The sequence below is a fragment of the Novosphingopyxis baekryungensis DSM 16222 genome (assembly GCF_000420305.1).
Classification (GTDB): domain Bacteria; phylum Pseudomonadota; class Alphaproteobacteria; order Sphingomonadales; family Sphingomonadaceae; genus Novosphingopyxis; species Novosphingopyxis baekryungensis.
In genome coordinates this window covers 58,867-72,784 of sequence record NZ_ATUR01000002.1, presented here as the reverse complement: position 1 = coordinate 72,784, position 13,918 = coordinate 58,867, and the positions used below count along the sequence as shown (strand labels likewise).

At 60.2% G+C, this 13,918-nt stretch carries 18 protein-coding genes and 1 tRNA gene; 11 read left to right on the top strand and 8 right to left on the bottom strand.

The features are described 5' to 3' along the window. Positions 1 to 9 precede the first annotated feature (9 nt). Positions 10 to 819, top strand: a complete 810-nt coding sequence (locus G410_RS0100440) for a DsbA family protein (RefSeq protein ID WP_022671685.1) — start codon at positions 10 to 12, stop codon at positions 817 to 819. Here G410_RS0100440 and G410_RS0100435 read toward each other — a convergent pair. Both G410_RS0100435 and G410_RS0100430 read right to left on the bottom strand, forming a co-directional pair. Further along, positions 816 to 1,457 carry an RlmE family RNA methyltransferase gene (locus tag G410_RS0100435; protein WP_028970881.1) on the bottom strand — a complete coding sequence of 214 codons (642 nt, stop codon included), beginning with the start codon at positions 1,455 to 1,457 and terminating at the stop codon, positions 816 to 818. The two genes, G410_RS0100440 and G410_RS0100435, sit on opposite strands and share 4 nt — an antisense overlap. Then, positions 1,454 to 2,554, bottom strand: a complete 1,101-nt coding sequence (locus G410_RS0100430) for a Ppx/GppA phosphatase family protein (protein WP_028970880.1) — start codon at positions 2,552 to 2,554, stop codon at positions 1,454 to 1,456. Before G410_RS0100430 ends, G410_RS0100435 begins: the two co-directional genes overlap by 4 nt. A gap of 162 nt (positions 2,555 to 2,716) precedes the next feature. Here G410_RS0100430 and G410_RS0100425 point away from each other — a divergent pair. Together G410_RS0100425 and G410_RS0100420 are read left to right on the top strand one after the other, a co-directional pair. Next, a tRNA-Gln gene (locus tag G410_RS0100425) sits at positions 2,717 to 2,790 on the top strand. A 110-nt stretch (positions 2,791 to 2,900) separates the two neighbouring features. Further along, positions 2,901 to 3,146 carry a hypothetical protein gene (locus tag G410_RS0100420; RefSeq protein ID WP_022671683.1) on the top strand — a complete coding sequence of 82 codons (246 nt, stop codon included), beginning with the start codon at positions 2,901 to 2,903 and terminating at the stop codon, positions 3,144 to 3,146. Between the two features lie 90 nt (positions 3,147 to 3,236). Here the strand turns inward: G410_RS0100420 and G410_RS0100415 are convergent, their stop codons facing one another. Further along, positions 3,237 to 4,691: a S41 family peptidase gene (locus G410_RS0100415; RefSeq protein WP_028970878.1), complete on the bottom strand. Its 1,455-nt coding sequence runs from the start codon at positions 4,689 to 4,691 to the stop codon at positions 3,237 to 3,239. Between the two features lie 197 nt (positions 4,692 to 4,888). Between G410_RS0100415 and G410_RS0100410 the strand changes: the two genes are divergently transcribed. After that, the gene (locus tag G410_RS0100410) at positions 4,889 to 6,028 is read left to right on the top strand and encodes a beta-ketoacyl-ACP synthase III (RefSeq protein WP_022671681.1); all 1,140 of its coding nucleotides are present in this window, start codon (positions 4,889 to 4,891) and stop codon (positions 6,026 to 6,028) included. A gap of 12 nt (positions 6,029 to 6,040) precedes the next feature. Here the strand turns inward: G410_RS0100410 and G410_RS15015 are convergent, their stop codons facing one another. The 3 genes from G410_RS15015 to G410_RS0100395 form a co-directional block, all read right to left on the bottom strand. After that, positions 6,041 to 6,241, bottom strand: coding sequence for a hypothetical protein (locus G410_RS15015; protein WP_022671680.1), 201 nt, complete (start codon positions 6,239 to 6,241; stop codon positions 6,041 to 6,043). A gap of 99 nt (positions 6,242 to 6,340) precedes the next feature. Next, positions 6,341 to 6,670: a PilZ domain-containing protein gene (locus tag G410_RS15010; RefSeq protein WP_022671679.1), complete on the bottom strand. Its 330-nt coding sequence runs from the start codon at positions 6,668 to 6,670 to the stop codon at positions 6,341 to 6,343. 112 nt (positions 6,671 to 6,782) lie between these two features. Beyond that, positions 6,783 to 6,962 (bottom strand): PspC domain-containing protein, encoded by a 180-nt coding sequence (locus tag G410_RS0100395; RefSeq protein WP_022671678.1) that lies wholly within the window; start codon positions 6,960 to 6,962, stop codon positions 6,783 to 6,785. Positions 6,963 to 7,539: 577 nt separating this feature from the next. Here G410_RS0100395 and recF point away from each other — a divergent pair. Both recF and G410_RS15005 read left to right on the top strand, forming a co-directional pair. Next, on the top strand, positions 7,540 to 8,592 hold the full coding sequence (gene recF, locus G410_RS0100380; protein WP_022671675.1) for a DNA replication/repair protein RecF: 1,053 nt from the start codon (positions 7,540 to 7,542) through the stop codon (positions 8,590 to 8,592). 105 nt (positions 8,593 to 8,697) lie between these two features. Further along, a complete protein-coding gene (locus G410_RS15005; protein WP_425411241.1) occupies positions 8,698 to 9,324 on the top strand; it encodes a CHAP domain-containing protein in 627 nt (208 codons plus the stop codon). 7 nt (positions 9,325 to 9,331) lie between these two features. On the opposite strand, the gene G410_RS0100370 is transcribed toward G410_RS15005, so the two are convergent. Further along, entirely contained in the window at positions 9,332 to 9,649 is a 318-nt protein-coding gene (locus tag G410_RS0100370) for a DUF3297 family protein (protein ID WP_022671673.1), read from the bottom strand. A gap of 396 nt (positions 9,650 to 10,045) precedes the next feature. Here G410_RS0100370 and rpmF point away from each other — a divergent pair, with 396 nt between their 5' ends. From rpmF to G410_RS0100345, 5 genes are all read left to right on the top strand, one after another. Beyond that, positions 10,046 to 10,225 carry a 50S ribosomal protein L32 gene (gene rpmF, locus G410_RS0100365; protein ID WP_022671672.1) on the top strand — a complete coding sequence of 60 codons (180 nt, stop codon included), beginning with the start codon at positions 10,046 to 10,048 and terminating at the stop codon, positions 10,223 to 10,225. Between the two features lie 33 nt (positions 10,226 to 10,258). Continuing rightward, on the top strand, positions 10,259 to 11,302 hold the full coding sequence (gene plsX, locus G410_RS0100360; RefSeq protein ID WP_022671671.1) for a phosphate acyltransferase PlsX: 1,044 nt from the start codon (positions 10,259 to 10,261) through the stop codon (positions 11,300 to 11,302). Next, the gene (locus G410_RS0100355; protein ID WP_022671670.1) at positions 11,299 to 12,261 is read left to right on the top strand and encodes a beta-ketoacyl-ACP synthase III; all 963 of its coding nucleotides are present in this window, start codon (positions 11,299 to 11,301) and stop codon (positions 12,259 to 12,261) included. The genes plsX and G410_RS0100355 overlap by 4 nt, the downstream gene beginning before the upstream one ends. Before the next feature lie 73 nt (positions 12,262 to 12,334). Then, on the top strand, positions 12,335 to 12,646 hold the full coding sequence (locus G410_RS0100350) for an integration host factor subunit alpha (protein WP_281163325.1): 312 nt from the start codon (positions 12,335 to 12,337) through the stop codon (positions 12,644 to 12,646). Positions 12,647 to 12,649: 3 nt separating this feature from the next. Further along, a complete protein-coding gene (locus G410_RS0100345) occupies positions 12,650 to 13,018 on the top strand; it encodes a MerR family transcriptional regulator (RefSeq protein ID WP_028970876.1) in 369 nt (122 codons plus the stop codon). Positions 13,019 to 13,050: 32 nt separating this feature from the next. On the opposite strand, the gene G410_RS17850 is transcribed toward G410_RS0100345, so the two are convergent. Further along, the gene (locus G410_RS17850; protein ID WP_051137161.1) at positions 13,051 to 13,788 is read right to left on the bottom strand and encodes a hypothetical protein; all 738 of its coding nucleotides are present in this window, start codon (positions 13,786 to 13,788) and stop codon (positions 13,051 to 13,053) included. Between the last annotated feature and the right edge of the window lie 130 nt (positions 13,789 to 13,918).

Below are 13,918 nucleotides of genomic sequence, written 5' to 3'. Positions count from 1 at the left end.
TACATTCCCATGTTCGATAGTACCCAACCCGCCTCGCGCGCGCCGCTACTCTATCTTCTCGGCGCGGTATGTCTCCTCGCCCTGTTTGCGGCGGTGTACCTGACCCTCACCGGGGGGGAGCGTTCCGAACGACCACAGCCGCTGGATCCCGCCGCCGCCGCAGACAAGGATCTGAGAGCCGCGAATCTGACCCCGGAAGATCGCAGCGCGATGGAAGCGGTGGTTCGTAATTATATCCTGAGTAATCCGGAAATCATCACGGAAGCCGTCGACATCCTGCAAAAGCGCGATGCGCAGGGCCGATTGGCCGATGTTCGCAGCGACATCGAGACCCCTTTTCCGGGTGCGGTCGCAGGCAATGCCGATGGGCAGCGGGTTCTGGTAGAGTTTTTCGATTATGCCTGCGGTTTTTGCCGCACCAGCGTGCCGGATCTCAACCGGCTGATCGCCAGCGACCGAAATCTGAAAGTCGTGTTCCGCGAACTGCCCATTCTGGGCAAGGGCAGCGAGCAGGCGGCGCGCATGGCGCTCGCTGCCGCGCGGCAGGGCAAGTACAAGGCGTTCCACGACGCCATGTACGCCGCTGGCAAACCTACCGAGGCCACCATCGCCAAGGCAGCCACCGCATCCGGCCTCGATATGGCGGCGGCGCGGCAATTTGCGCAATCGGACATGGTCACGGCTGAGCTGCGCAAGAATTTCGATCTGGCCCGCAGCATCGGATTCAGCGGTACACCCACATGGGTCACCGGTGATGGCGTGCTGGAAGGGGCAGTCGGCTTTGAGCGGCTGAAGCAGGCAGTCAGCGCTGCAGACTAGGCCTTTTTGCCCTTGGCAACGACGTACCATTCCACCGAACCCTTGCGACTAGCAGGCGGCTTGGCATGTTTGACACTGGTAAAGTTGCGCTTCAGTTCGCTCAGCAAGGACTGATCCGAACCGCCGGCAAAAGACTTGGACAGAAATGATCCGCCCGGGTGCAGATTGTCGATTGCAAAGGCCGCAGCCGCTTCCACCAGACCCATCGTGCGCAGATGATCCGTCTGCTTGTGGCCGGTGGTGTTCGCCGCCATGTCACTCAGTACCAGGTCCGGCGGCCCGCCCAATGCATCGATGAGCAGTCCGGGCGCACTATCGTCCATGAAGTCCATTTCGAGCAGGGTCACCCCTTCGATAGGATCGACCGGCAGCAAATCGATACCGACGATTGCGGCCTTCGGATGCATCTTGCGGATCACCTGCGCCCAGCCGCCGGGAGCGATCCCAAGATCGACCACGCGCTGCGCGCCCTTCAACAGAGCGAATTTCTCGTCCAGCTCGATCAGCTTATAGGCGGCGCGGCTGCGATAGCCTTCGGCCTTGGCCCGTTTGACATAGGGATCGTCCAGTTGACGCTGGAGCCAGCGGGTGGATTGCGCGCTGCGTTTGCGCGCGGTTCTGACACGTTCCTTAGTCATGCTTTCATACCATCCTCGCCCGCCATCAGCGTGCGCAAAATCCCTTCGCGGATACCTCTGTCCGCCACGCCAAGACGGGCGGTCGGCCAGATCTCCAAAATGGTTTCGAGGATGGCGCATCCGGCCACCACCAGATCGGCACGCTCCTTGCCGATGCACGGTTGCTGCGCCCGTTCCGGCGGCGACATGGCAGACAGCCTTTGGCAGATATCCAGCATCGAACGGGACGGCACGATAAGGCCGTCGATCATTTTCCGGTCATAGCTTGGCAGGCCCAGATGGAGGCTGGCGAGCGTGGTTACCGTACCGGACGTGCCCAGCAGCCGATGTTCCGGCTTTCGCTCGGGCAAGCGCGCCGTGAAAGCCGAAAAGCTCTCCCGAACCCGGTTTTTCATCCGTTCATAAGCGGCCAGACGGTCTTCGGCCGTTTCAGCATTGGGCAGCTCGCTTTCATATAGCGAGACCACCCCCCAGGGAGCGCTTTGCCAGTCGATAATCTCCGGCACTGCTCCGCCTGTCGAAACCAGCACAAGTTCGGTCGACCCGCCCCCGATATCGAAAATCAGCGCCGGTCCCTGCCCGGGTTCCAGCAGAACATGGCAGCCCAAAACAGCAAGCCGCGCCTCCTCCTCCGCCGTGATGATATCGAGCCGGATACCGGTTTCCCGCTGCACCCGGTCGATAAAGCCCTGTCCATTTTCCGCGCGCCTGCAGGCCTCGGTGGCGACCGATCGCGCAAGCGTGACATTGCGGCGTCTCAGCTTGTCCGAGCAGACCGATAGCGCGCCAATCGCACGATCGATGGCGGCGTCACTCAGCTTTCCCGATGAGGCCAGCCCCTCACCCAATCGCACAACGCGTGAGAAAGCATCGATCACCACGAAGCCATCTGCGGACGGCTTCGCGATCAGCAATCTACAATTGTTGGTGCCAAGATCCAGCGCGGCATAGGCCTTCCTCGCGGGCCACCGTGCTGCCGAAGGTAGTTTCCTGATACTACCGTTTTTCTTCCCTGCGCCCGCATCGCCGCGTTTGGCCGTTCGGCCCTTTCCTCTCACGCGATCGGTCTGCGGCGAGGGCGTTGTGGATTCGCCCATGCCGTATCAACTTCATTTCTCGCCGGCGAACATTTGTTCCCGGAACCTGATAATGAAACTAGGCGCAAAGCCATTTTCAGGCAAGTGACCGTGAGAATGTGAAAATGACAGGCTTGTTCGGGTTGACATCCAGCACCCTCGAATCTATCTCGCGCATCCTATTCCCCTGTCCTCTAATGGTAAGAGAGCGGACTCTGACTCCGTCAATTGAGGTTCGAGTCCTCACGGGGGATCCAAAAACACTCATTTCCCTACCGGAACTATGCACAAGTCTATGCGTAGGTTTATTGTGTGTCTTCGGAACATGTCCGTCGGGCGCACAGGAATTACCTTTCCCGTAGGAGATATGTTTATGATCAAGCCACTTTTCGGAGCAGCCGCAATTGCTTCACTGGTAGCAACGCCTGTGATGGCGACTGCATCGGCCGCCCCTTTGTCGGTCGCTTCGGTTGAGCGCGGCAGCTCGGCATCTGACGGTGAATCCGCTCTTGCAGGCAATGGCGCGATTTTCGCGCTGGTTCTGGCAGCGGGCGTTCTTGCCGGTGCCATTATCGCCGTTTCCAATGACGACGATGAGCCAGTCAGCCCCTGATTATTTCGACTGCTGATCTGGCAGTTATCTATTTGATGGCCGGTCAACCCATGGGTCGACCGGCCATTTTTTTGTCGTTCGGTAAAATTGTCAGAAGAGCCCTGGAGTCTCGCGCTGCGGAGTGGTCGCATCTTGCGGTGTGAGCAGTTCGAGTTTTTCCGTCGGCACGAGCTGCGTGTTGCCTTGTGCGCGTATGCCTCCGGAAGCCGAACTCGAAGCGATTGGCGTGCAGGTGCCCCGCCCTTTCAGAAAATCGAGGGCTTGGCGCGTCGAAGCTTCCTGCGGGTCGCCAAGCTGATACCGGATGTCATCGGCGGCAACGCACGTGGTTTTCATAAAGCTTGCCAGGCCAGAATAATAATCGCCCTGCCGGTTAGCGTTCTCGGTGCGAAAGGCGACAACACGCAGCCGATCATCGCATTGCGGACGATCTACCGCAATTTGCCCGACCGGCTTGCCATAGGTATTGGTCCCGATCAGCGCGTTGTCACTGCTCAGATAAGGAATGAAGCTGTTCATCACCAGCTCACTCGCTGACGCCGTGCCGCCCGTCCCGATGAACGCGAGCTTCAGCGGTGCGACGGCGTTGCCTGCCGGCGCGAAACGGGTGGTTTCATTATTGGATGCCAGGCTCTGACGGAAAGTGGTGTAGCTGAAAATGTCGGACGACGAACGCCCGCCGCCAAGCAAATTGCCCAGCGTCTCGGCGATCGAGACGAGCCCGCCGCCATTATAGCGAAAATCGACGATCACCTTTCTCACGCCCTGATTACGAAAATTGGTGAAGGCGTTGCGCAGCGGCGCTTCGGCGGGCCCGATGAACTGCCGCAGGTTCAGATAACCAATTTTTTCGCCATCATCCTCGATGATTTTGACACCATATCGTGCAGAAACCGGGGTCAGTTCGAACTCGGCCTTGGTAATGCTCACGGTCTTTTCGCCGCCGGCATTACGAATTCGATAGAACCGCGTCACACCTGCCGTGCTAGGGCCCAATGCGTCGGACAAACCCTGGCTGCCCGCTGAAGCGAGGATATCGGCGACCGTGCGGATGTTCGATTGGTTTGTCCCGATCCCGACAATTTCTGTGCCGCGATCCAAGCCTGCTGCCAGACCGGGCGCGTTTTCAAACGCCTCATTTACGAACAGCTCATTATTGGAGGTCAGGCTGAGCCGAACCCCCAAGCCAGCATTCGCACCGCTGTTATAATAGGCATTTTCCTCTTCTATCGAGGTGATGTACGTAAAAAATCGATCCTTCTGCTGCGCGCGCGCACCCGCAGTCAGAAAGTCGATATAGTCCTGCACGCTCGCATATCCTGCGGGACTCGGATTTGCGGGCAATGTTTCCGGAAAAAGATAATTGCTGTTGATCTGGCTGGCGGCCCAGTTCTGTCGCTCGGTCAGCGAACAACCAGCTGTCGAGGTGGGCGGTGATGGCGCCGCCGTGGGCGGCGTCACGCTGGTACGAGAACTACTGGAATCGCCGCCGCATGAAGACAGGACGGTGACGATCCCGGCTAAAGCACCGATTGTTTTACGCATGTTCCGTGCTCCCCGACCCACCCCGAAGCCGCCGAACCATCGGCAGCCGGGAGATCGTAACGCCGTTTGTGCCGGAGACTAGGTCTTTTCAAATTGTCTATTGATGAACAAGGTCTTGTCGCCGACTCGCGCGCCCCGGCTTGCCGATTTCTCCCTGCAATCCTAGAGTCGCAAGTCAGTTTCAGGAGTAAGCCTTCATGACAGATCAGCGCACGGCAAAACCGGTGATTGCCGCGACGGGACTTTTCACCCCGCCCCAGAGCATTTCGAACGACGAACTGGTCGCCAGCTATAATCTCTATGCAGAACGCTGGAACGCCCGACATGCGGATGCCATTTCCGATGGCAGCATCGACGCCAAGACATCGAGCTCGACCGAATTCATCGAAAAAGCGAGCGGCATCAAGGCCCGGCATGTGATGGACAAGGCATCGATACTCGATCCCGAGATCATGGAGCCCCGCCTGCCCGAACGCAGCGATGACGAACCCTCCATGATGGCTGAGATCGGCGTGAAGGCAGCCAATATGGCGCTTGAACGCGCTGGCCGCGATCCGGCGGATGTCGATGCCGTGCTATGTGCCTGCTCCAACATGCAACGCCCCTATCCTGCGATGGCCGTGGAAATTCAGGATGCACTGGGCTGCGGAGAGGGATTTGGTTTTGACATGAATGTCGCCTGTTCTTCGGCAACCTTTGGAATCCAGACCGCCGCCGATTTCATCCGCGCGGGCCATGCGCGTTCGGTGCTGGTGGTGAGCCCCGAGATCACGTCAGGCCATCTGAACTGGCGGGACCGTGACAGCCATTTCATTTTTGGAGATGTGGCCACGGCGGTGCTGGTCGAAAGCAGCGACATCGCGCCTGCCGATCATTGGGAGATTTTGGGCACCCGGCTCAAGACATCCTTCAGCAACAACATTCGCAACAATTTCGGCTTCCTGAATCGCGCCCACCCGGAAACGCGTGACGATGATGACAAGCTGTTCGTCCAGGAAGGACGCAAGGTGTTCAAGGAAGTGGTTCCCATGGTGAGCGCCATGATTGCGGACCATATGGAAAAATTGGACATTGCAGGGACGCAATTACGGCGTCTGTGGCTCCATCAAGCCAATGCCAATATGAATCGGCTCATCGCACATAAGGTGCTGGGCCACGAAGCGAGTGATGACGAGAGCCCGACGGTGCTCGATGAATATGCCAACACCAGCAGCGCTGGCTCCATCATTGCGTTTCACAAACATTCGGCCGATCTCGTCAAAGACGACATCGGCCTGATCTGTTCATTCGGTGCAGGCTATAGCGCCGGAACCGTGTTTATCCGCAAAGCGGCGTAACTGGGCATCCGTTCAAGGCTGGAGTGAACTCGGTGGATCGGAAGCGTCCATCGTGTCTTCCAGCCCTTCTTCGAGATTATCCTCGTTGCGCGGCGCGTCTTTTTCGCTCGCCTTTTCCTTGTCGGCAGCATCCTCATTCTTGGGGTCTGCCGGTGCGACGGACATATCTTCCATCCGCTTTTCAGGGATCAGCTCATCTTTTTTATCGGCCATAATCGAATTCCTTTCGCCTCTGAAACGGACAGTCCGGAACGCGGTTCCGACCGATAATCGTCCGCTGTTCACCTTCTCTATCAGGGCACGATCCCGCAATTATGCGCTGTCACCGTCTCCGAACGACGGAAATTTGCTTACAATATGGTCGAGGACCGCAGGATAAAGCGGCGCATCGAAAGCGCATCCATAAATGTCGGCATTGGCCCAGACGATATGGGCCGATAGGGGCGAAAGTCCTGGCAAGGTCAGCACCACCCGCGCTTCCGGCCCGATATAATTCAAAGAGTGGATGCGAAACCCGCTCAACGATAGATCCAGCACATCGACGGAGAAACGTGGGCCACCATCTGCGCGGATCTGGGCGCCGATGCGGACATGGGCTCGCCGTGTATTGCGGCTGTTCCCGTCGATCTCGTCGCCACCCATCCAGTCCGTCCGTTCCCCCTGCCGGGCAGGGTTCAAAAATTCCTGACTTGTCTCGATGGTAGCGACATCGGATCCGAACGCAAAGCTTAAGGCTGAGTCCGGCAACGGTTTTTCAGTCGGCGATGAGCGCGATGACGATGTAGAGTATAAGTGGCAGGCCGAACCCCAGCAAAGTGGTGATGACGAAGCCGAGGCGGATCAAGGTGGCGTCGACGTTTGCCCAATTGGCCAAGCCTGCACAGACGCCCAAGAGCTTGGCGTGCGACTTGTCGAGATGAAGAGCGTTTTGCATGATCTGGTCCTGTTTAGCGATGACGAATTTTGGGAGCTGCGGGGCCTGGTCAAACGATCAGGTTAGCGGCGGGGCTGACAGCCGGGGCCACGCTCATACCGATGGTGAGGACGGCGCAAAGGCAGGCTGCGGTAACGGCGGTGAGACGGGTGCGGAATTGTTCGGTCATGGGTAATACTCCTTGGATTGGTTGAAATTGGATTGGTTGAAATCTGGTCTGTCGCTCAGGCGACGAGACCGGCGGCAGGATTGATCGCCGGCGCCACGCTCATGCTGATGGTGATAACGGCGCAGAAGCAGGCTGCGGTGATGGCGGCGATGCGGGTGCGGAACTGGTCGGTCATGATATTCTCCCTTGTTTTTGTGGTCTCCGAGGCTGCTCCCCGTCGATGCAAACACCGTTGCAGGACCCGTGCCAAACCGGAAAAATGGCGGAATTCCGGGCTTCCTGAAAAATCATGCCGCTCATTCGGTCTGGCCCAAAACCAATAATAGGGAAAAACTACCGCATGTTGGCTTTATGGGTGGGCCGCGTTCCGCTTGAAACGCCGCAGGGCATCACGCAGGGGTTTGCGGGATGACGATTTCCCGGCTGACCCTGACCGATTTTCGCAATCACGCCCAATTGGACATTGCGGCGGCCCCTGGCTTCGTTCTGCTCACCGGCCCCAACGGCGCCGGCAAGACCAATGTGCTGGAGGCGATTTCCATGCTGTCGCCCGGCCGGGGACTGCGGCGCGCCGCCCTGCCGATCATGGCGCGCGAACAGGGGCCTGGCGGTTTTACGGTGTTCGCCCAGCTTGGCGACACCGCCCTGGGCGTCGGCACGGACCCTGCCGCCCCGGATCGCAAGCGCGTGCGGATCAACGAAGCCACTGCCACCGCCTCGGCGCTGGCGGAGTGGCTGTCGCTGATGTGGCTGACACCCGCCATGGATCGGCTGTTTACGGAAGGCGCATCGGCACGCCGCCGCTTTCTCGACCGGCTGACCTATGCCTCGCAGCCAGATCATGCCCGCACGTCCGCCCGCTACGAACGCAGCATGCGGGAACGCAACAGGCTCCTGACAGCGGATGAGCCTGCGGACCCGCGCTGGTACGATGCTCTCGAGCGGCAGATGGCGGACCATGGAGCGGCCATCTCCCTGGCGCGGCAGACCCTGATCGGGCAGCTGTCCGAGCGGTTGGAGCAGGAGCATGACGGTCCCTTCGCGCGGCCCCTCCTGGCGCTCAAGGGCGGCGGCTCCGCCACGCCGGATGCGCTGCTCGACGCTATCCGCGCCAGCCGCCATATGGACCGGGCTGCCGGACGCACGCTTATCGGGCCACACCGTGCCGATCTGCTGGTGCGCCATGCCGCCAAGGACATCGGCGCGGAGTTCTCCTCGACGGGGGAACAGAAGGCCATGCTGCTGGCCATCGTGCTGGCCCATGCCGATGCCGTGACCGAAGCGCGCGGCGCACGGCCCATCCTGCTGCTCGACGAGGTAGCGGCGCATCTCGATCCGGTCAGACGCGAAGCTTTATTTGCCCGGCTGGATTCGCGTGGCGGACAAGTCTGGATGACCGGCACCGAGCCGGCACCGTTCCACCCCGTGCTGGACCGCGCCGTGCATGTGCGCCTGCCGTAAAGCCGCCCTCAGACAATGTTGGAGGCCCATGAAGGGCCCGTTAACCGTCTTCGTTAAGCATAAAGCTTAGCCGCCCGTTGCATCGGACCGTGGATAATGGCGGTGATGTTTCAAACTGCTATTTCGCTCAAGCGGCTGCGCTGCTGCATGATACCGGTGGTGACGGCTCTTGCAGCCGTGCCAGCCGCCGCGCAAGACAGCGATGGCCTGCAATGCGTTCCCTATGCGCGGGACGTTTCCGGCGTGCGGATCTATGGCGATGCCCACACATGGTGGGGCAAGGCCGCCGGGCGCTATGAACGGGGCAGCATCCCGCAGGTCGGCGCAGTCATGGCGTTCAAGCCGCATGGCGCCATGCGGCTGGGCCATGTTGCCGCGGTCAGCCGGATCGTCGATTCGCGTACCGTGCTGGTGCGGCACAGCAATTGGTCGACCATCAATGGACGACGTGGCCAGATCGAGGACGATGTCGCGGTGGTCGATGTGTCGCCCGCCAATGACTGGAGCGAAGTGCGGGTCTGGTACACGCCGATTGGCGGCCTGGGCACCACGCATTACCCGCTGCACGGCTTCATCTATAATGGCCGCGCACCCAGGCAACCGCAACGGCCGGTCTTCCAGACAGCTGCCGCGTCATCGCCCAGATCGAAAAGCCCTGCGCCGCTTACCGCGCATGAGCCTGTGCGGAGAGACGACCCGATCGGTGACTTGATCGGGTCGCTCACCAACTGATCCGCGATTAGTCGCCTTTCTTTGCGACCGGCGGATTATCACCCAGATCTTCATACCAGGCTTCGACCGGGCCCGAGAGCTTGATGGTGAGCGGCTGGCCGCGACGATCGAGCGATTTGCCGGCCTGCACCCGCACCCAGCCTTCGGAAATGCAATATTCGTCGATATTCGTTCTGGTCTCACCCTTGAATCGAATGCCGATCCCGCGCGCGAGCTTCTCGGCATCGTGAAATTTGCTGGCTGGGGAAATGGCCAGATGATCTGGCGGCACGTCCACGCCGGTGGTGCCTGCGCCTTTGTCCTGATCGGTCTGATGGTCGGTCATATTATGGTCCTTCGATAAATCTGGCGGCGCTCTATCCTGTGGCGCGCGCCACGTCATTGTTTTTGGGCACGGCCGCCAAGCATCATTGGCATGATGCATGGCCTAACCCGCAACGCCTGCACCGTCGATCCGCCGGCCATGGGCACCATTGGCGAAACCTGATCATGCGGCAAAACTTGGCTGCAGCATAATTCCACACATCCGGATCTGTCGTTCGATTTCACGCGCCCTCGGGCCACGCCGCGCTTGCAAATCACCCGATATTCGTTATGTGCGCGCATTCGCTTGCGTGATTGACACACCCAACGCCGTCCGGCGGGCCGCTTGCCAGCCGGGTGCTTCGGGCGTATCGCGCTTGTAACAGATATTTTTGATTAAAAGAGAACAGGTGCCGAGATGGCCGTACCAAAAAGAAAGACGTCCCCGTCCAAGCGCGGCATGCGTCGCTCGCACGACTCGCTGAAGCCAATGGCGTATCAGGAATGCCCCAATTGCGGCGAACTGAAGCGCCCGCACCATATGTGCGGCGAATGCAATCACTATAACGGGCGCGAAATTCTCGCGCCGGCGCTGTAATCCGTTCCACGTCGAAAGGACGGTAATGTGCCTATGAAGCCGCGTATCGCTATCGATGCGATGGGCGGCGATGAGGGCGTGCGCGTAATGATTGCGGGCGCTGCCCTGGCACGTCACCGTCATCCAGGCTTCAGCTTTATCCTCGTCGGGGATCAGGCGCAGATCGAACGCGCCCTGGACGATCATCCGGGGCTGCGCGCAGCGTCGGAGATCACGCATGTCGAAGGCGTGGTCAAGGGTGATGAAAAGCCGACTCAGGCCATTCGCAAAGCCAAGACCACGTCCATGGGACTGGCGGTCGAGGCGGTGAAGAGCGGCGCGGCCAGCGCCGCTGTCAGCTCTGGCAATACCGGCGCGCTGATGGCCATGAGCAAGATCGCGCTGCGCACCATTCCGGGGATCGACCGGCCCGCTCTTGCCGCTTTGCTTCCGACCATCGAAGACAATGACCTCGTCATGCTCGATCTGGGGGCCAACACGCAGGCCGATGCCCGCAATCTGGTGGAATTCGCCGTCATGGGCGCGGCCTATAGCCGCATCCTCTATGGGTATGAGCGCCCACGCGTGAAGCTGCTCAACATCGGCACCGAAGATCTGAAGGGCACCGAAGAGCTGCGCGATGCCTCCGCTGCGCTCCACCGGGCCGAACATCTGCCGCTCGAATTTCTCGGCTTCACCGAAGCGGACAAGATCAGCCGCGGCGAAGCGGACGTGATCGTGAGCGACGGCTTCTCGGGCAATGTTGCCCTGAAGGCGGTCGAGGGCGCGGCGCGGTTCGTGACCGATCTGCTGCGGGATGCCTTTTCCAGCTCGATTCGGTCCAAGATCGGTTTCCTGATCAGCCGCCCGGCCACCGAGTTGCTTAAGCATCATCTCGATCCCAACAATCACAATGGCGGCGTGTTTCTCGGCCTCAACGGCGTGGTCGTGAAAAGTCACGGAAGCGCGGATGCCAAGGGCGTGGCCAATGCCGTTGCGGTGGCCGCCCGCCTGGTCGAGGAAGCGCTGATCGACCGAATCAGCGAAAACCTGTCCGATATCGCTGCTGTCCTGCCCCATCATGGCAAAGCGGCATGAGCGCTAGACGCGCTATTATCGCCGGAACCGGCTCGGCGCTGCCCCGCACGCGCGTGTCCAATGCGGAGCTGTCCGACCGGGTGGACACATCCGATGAATGGATCACGGACCGCACCGGCATCAAGTTTCGGCATATCGCACAGCCGGATGAAACGACCGCCACGCTGGGCGCCGCGGCCGCGGCCAAGGCGCTGGAGGCGGCCGGCATGGACGCCGGCGAAATCGATCTCATCATTCTGGCAACCGCCACCCCGGACAACACCTTCCCGGCCAGCGCCACGAAGATCCAGAGGCTTCTGGGGATTCGCGGCTGCGCGGCGTTTGACGTCGCGGCGGTATGCTCCGGCTTCCTTTATGCCCTGTCCGTGGCCGAAAGCATGATTCGGGCTGGGTCGGCCAGCAAGGCGCTCGTCATCGGATCGGAAACATTCAGCCGCATTCTCGATTGGGAAGATCGCACCACTTGCGTCCTGTTCGGCGATGGAGCGGGCGCGCTGGTGCTCAAGGCAGAGGATGGCGACCGGGGCATTCTGGCGACCAAGCTCCACGCGGACGGCGAATATGACGACATGCTGTTTGTCGACGGCGGTCCATCGACGACCGGCACCGTCGGCAAATTGCGGATGAAGGGCCGGGAAGTCTTTCGTCACGCCGTCGTCAACCTTGCCGAAGTAATGACCGAAACCCTAAACCTTGCCGGTGTGCATGCCGACGACGTGGACTGGGTGGTGCCTCATCAGGCCAATGCGCGGATCATCGATGCCACCGTGCGCAAACTCGGCCTTCCCGCAGAGAAGGTGGTCGTGACCGTCGATCAGCACGCCAACACGTCGGCAGCATCCGTTCCGCTGGCGCTGGACGTTGCGGTAAAGGATGGCCGCATCAAGCACGGCGATCTGATCGTGCTGGAAGCCATGGGCGGGGGCTTCACCTGGGGCGCCGCCGTCATCCGCTTCTAGAACTTGCGAATTCTTTACAGATTTGCGTAAGCGCGCCCAATCCTATAGCTTTTTGCCAATGCAGGCTGATCAAATGGAGACCGAAATGCGTTCTGAGGGCACCCTCACCCGGGCCGATCTTGCCGATATGATCAATCGTCAGGTTGGCCTGTCCCGTTCCGACTCCGCCGGCATGATCGAGTCTATCCTCGGGCACGTCACCCACGCGCTGATCGACGGTGAGAATGTAAAGATTTCGGGCTTTGGCACTTTTGTCTTGCGTGACAAGGGCGAGCGCATCGGTCGCAATCCGAAGACCGGGGTGGAAGTCCCCATCGCGCCACGCCGCGTGCTCACCTTCCGTCCCAGCCAGCAGATGCGTTCACGCGTCATGGCAGGCGACTGACGCGTGACAGACAAAGCCGACGACGCGTTTCGTACTATCGGCGAGATGGCACAGGAAATCGGCGTGAAGCCGCATATTCTGCGCTATTGGGAAGAACAGTTTCCCATGTTGTCCCCGCTCAAAAGAGCCGGAGGACGACGTCATTACCGCCCGGAAGATGCCGCCCTGTTGCGGCGGATCAGATCGCTACTGCAAGATCGCGGGTTTACCATCAAAGGTGCTCGCCAGCATCTCGAGAGCAATGACGCGGACGCGCATGAACATGCTGCACTGCCGAAAGACATTGCACAGGAGCCGGGCCGAAGCGGCAATCTTTACGAGAAATTGCAATCGATCCGTAGCCGCTTGGCCAAGGCGATCGAACAAGCCTGAACCTGGCCCGCCCGATCGCCGCTGATATTTGATTATTGCGGTTGTGTGCGTTCCAATCTGCCGCGACGGTTCGCCTCGCCGCGGGCACGAACGCGCTCAGCCCGCGTCGCCGCCCGCTGCGCACGACGCTCGACCGCTGCAGGCGAACGGTTGGCTTCTGGACGGCGGGGCGCGTTGGCTGCATCGCGGCGCGCCTGCACTGCCGCACGCCTCTGTGCAACGGCCTGCGCACGAGCGGTTGCCACATCCGTCTGCACCTGGCCGTTGACCGCTGCACGGCCGCCGGCACGGTCATCCCGCCGCCGGTTGCGTGGCCTGTCATCACCACGCCCGTCCCGCTGATCGCGATAGCGCGGCCGACGGTTATCATTCCGGTCATCATATCGCCGCCCATCGCCGCGATAGTCGCGATCTCTCCGATCCCGCCGATAATCTCGTCCATTGCGATCGAAATCACCCCAATTGCCGTCATTGCGATACTGGCCGCGCCAGCCCTGGCGGCGCTGCGCCCAATAGCGTTGCTGCGCTCGGTTCCAGCGATAGGGACGTCGATATTGATCGTAAACAAAGGCTCCGCTGCCGGGATAGTAATAATCCCCATACCAGCCCCAATAGGGGTCACCAACATTGGCATAATTATTATAGCCGGAATAGCCGTTGCCATAATAACCATCGTCATAATAGCCGGTGCCGACCGATGCTCCAGTATAGAGACCGTCGCCGTACAGTCCCGTGCATCCGCCTAGGACTGCGCTGGCCGATGCGAGCATGACTAGATTTCGTATTTTCTGATAGGGCATTGAAACTCTCCCATTACGCGAATGATCAGCATGTAATGGACCTGCTGAACCATCCCTGAAGACCAAATGGCCAATCAGGGGATTAGTTCAATCAGGGCGG

What these genes read in the sequence shown, in the direction of transcription:
- G410_RS0100415 (WP_028970878.1), bottom strand. Translation starts at nt 4,691, where the DNA reads ATGCGTAAAACAATCGGTGCTTTAGCCGGGATCGTCACCGTCCTGTCT.
- G410_RS0100355 (WP_022671670.1), top strand. Translation starts at nt 11,299, where the DNA reads ATGAGCGCTAGACGCGCTATTATCGCCGGAACCGGCTCGGCGCTGCCC.
- G410_RS0100420 (WP_022671683.1), top strand. Translation starts at nt 2,901, where the DNA reads ATGTTTATGATCAAGCCACTTTTCGGAGCAGCCGCAATTGCTTCACTG.
- G410_RS0100370 (WP_022671673.1), bottom strand. Translation starts at nt 9,649, where the DNA reads ATGACCGACCATCAGACCGATCAGGACAAAGGCGCAGGCACCACCGGC.
- G410_RS0100395 (WP_022671678.1), bottom strand. Translation starts at nt 6,962, where the DNA reads ATGCAAAACGCTCTTCATCTCGACAAGTCGCACGCCAAGCTCTTGGGC.
- G410_RS15005 (WP_425411241.1), top strand. Translation starts at nt 8,698, where the DNA reads ATGTTTCAAACTGCTATTTCGCTCAAGCGGCTGCGCTGCTGCATGATA.
- G410_RS15010 (WP_022671679.1), bottom strand. Translation starts at nt 6,670, where the DNA reads ATGGGTGGCGACGAGATCGACGGGAACAGCCGCAATACACGGCGAGCC.
- G410_RS0100410 (WP_022671681.1), top strand. Translation starts at nt 4,889, where the DNA reads ATGACAGATCAGCGCACGGCAAAACCGGTGATTGCCGCGACGGGACTT.
- G410_RS0100350 (WP_281163325.1), top strand. Translation starts at nt 12,335, where the DNA reads ATGGAGACCGAAATGCGTTCTGAGGGCACCCTCACCCGGGCCGATCTT.
- G410_RS17850 (WP_051137161.1), bottom strand. Translation starts at nt 13,788, where the DNA reads ATGCTCGCATCGGCCAGCGCAGTCCTAGGCGGATGCACGGGACTGTAC.
- plsX (WP_022671671.1), top strand. Translation starts at nt 10,259, where the DNA reads ATGAAGCCGCGTATCGCTATCGATGCGATGGGCGGCGATGAGGGCGTG.
- recF (WP_022671675.1), top strand. Translation starts at nt 7,540, where the DNA reads ATGACGATTTCCCGGCTGACCCTGACCGATTTTCGCAATCACGCCCAA.
- rpmF (WP_022671672.1), top strand. Translation starts at nt 10,046, where the DNA reads ATGGCCGTACCAAAAAGAAAGACGTCCCCGTCCAAGCGCGGCATGCGT.
- G410_RS0100435 (WP_028970881.1), bottom strand. Translation starts at nt 1,457, where the DNA reads ATGACTAAGGAACGTGTCAGAACCGCGCGCAAACGCAGCGCGCAATCC.
- G410_RS0100440 (WP_022671685.1), top strand. Translation starts at nt 10, where the DNA reads ATGTTCGATAGTACCCAACCCGCCTCGCGCGCGCCGCTACTCTATCTT.
- G410_RS0100430 (WP_028970880.1), bottom strand. Translation starts at nt 2,554, where the DNA reads ATGGGCGAATCCACAACGCCCTCGCCGCAGACCGATCGCGTGAGAGGA.
- G410_RS15015 (WP_022671680.1), bottom strand. Translation starts at nt 6,241, where the DNA reads ATGGCCGATAAAAAAGATGAGCTGATCCCTGAAAAGCGGATGGAAGAT.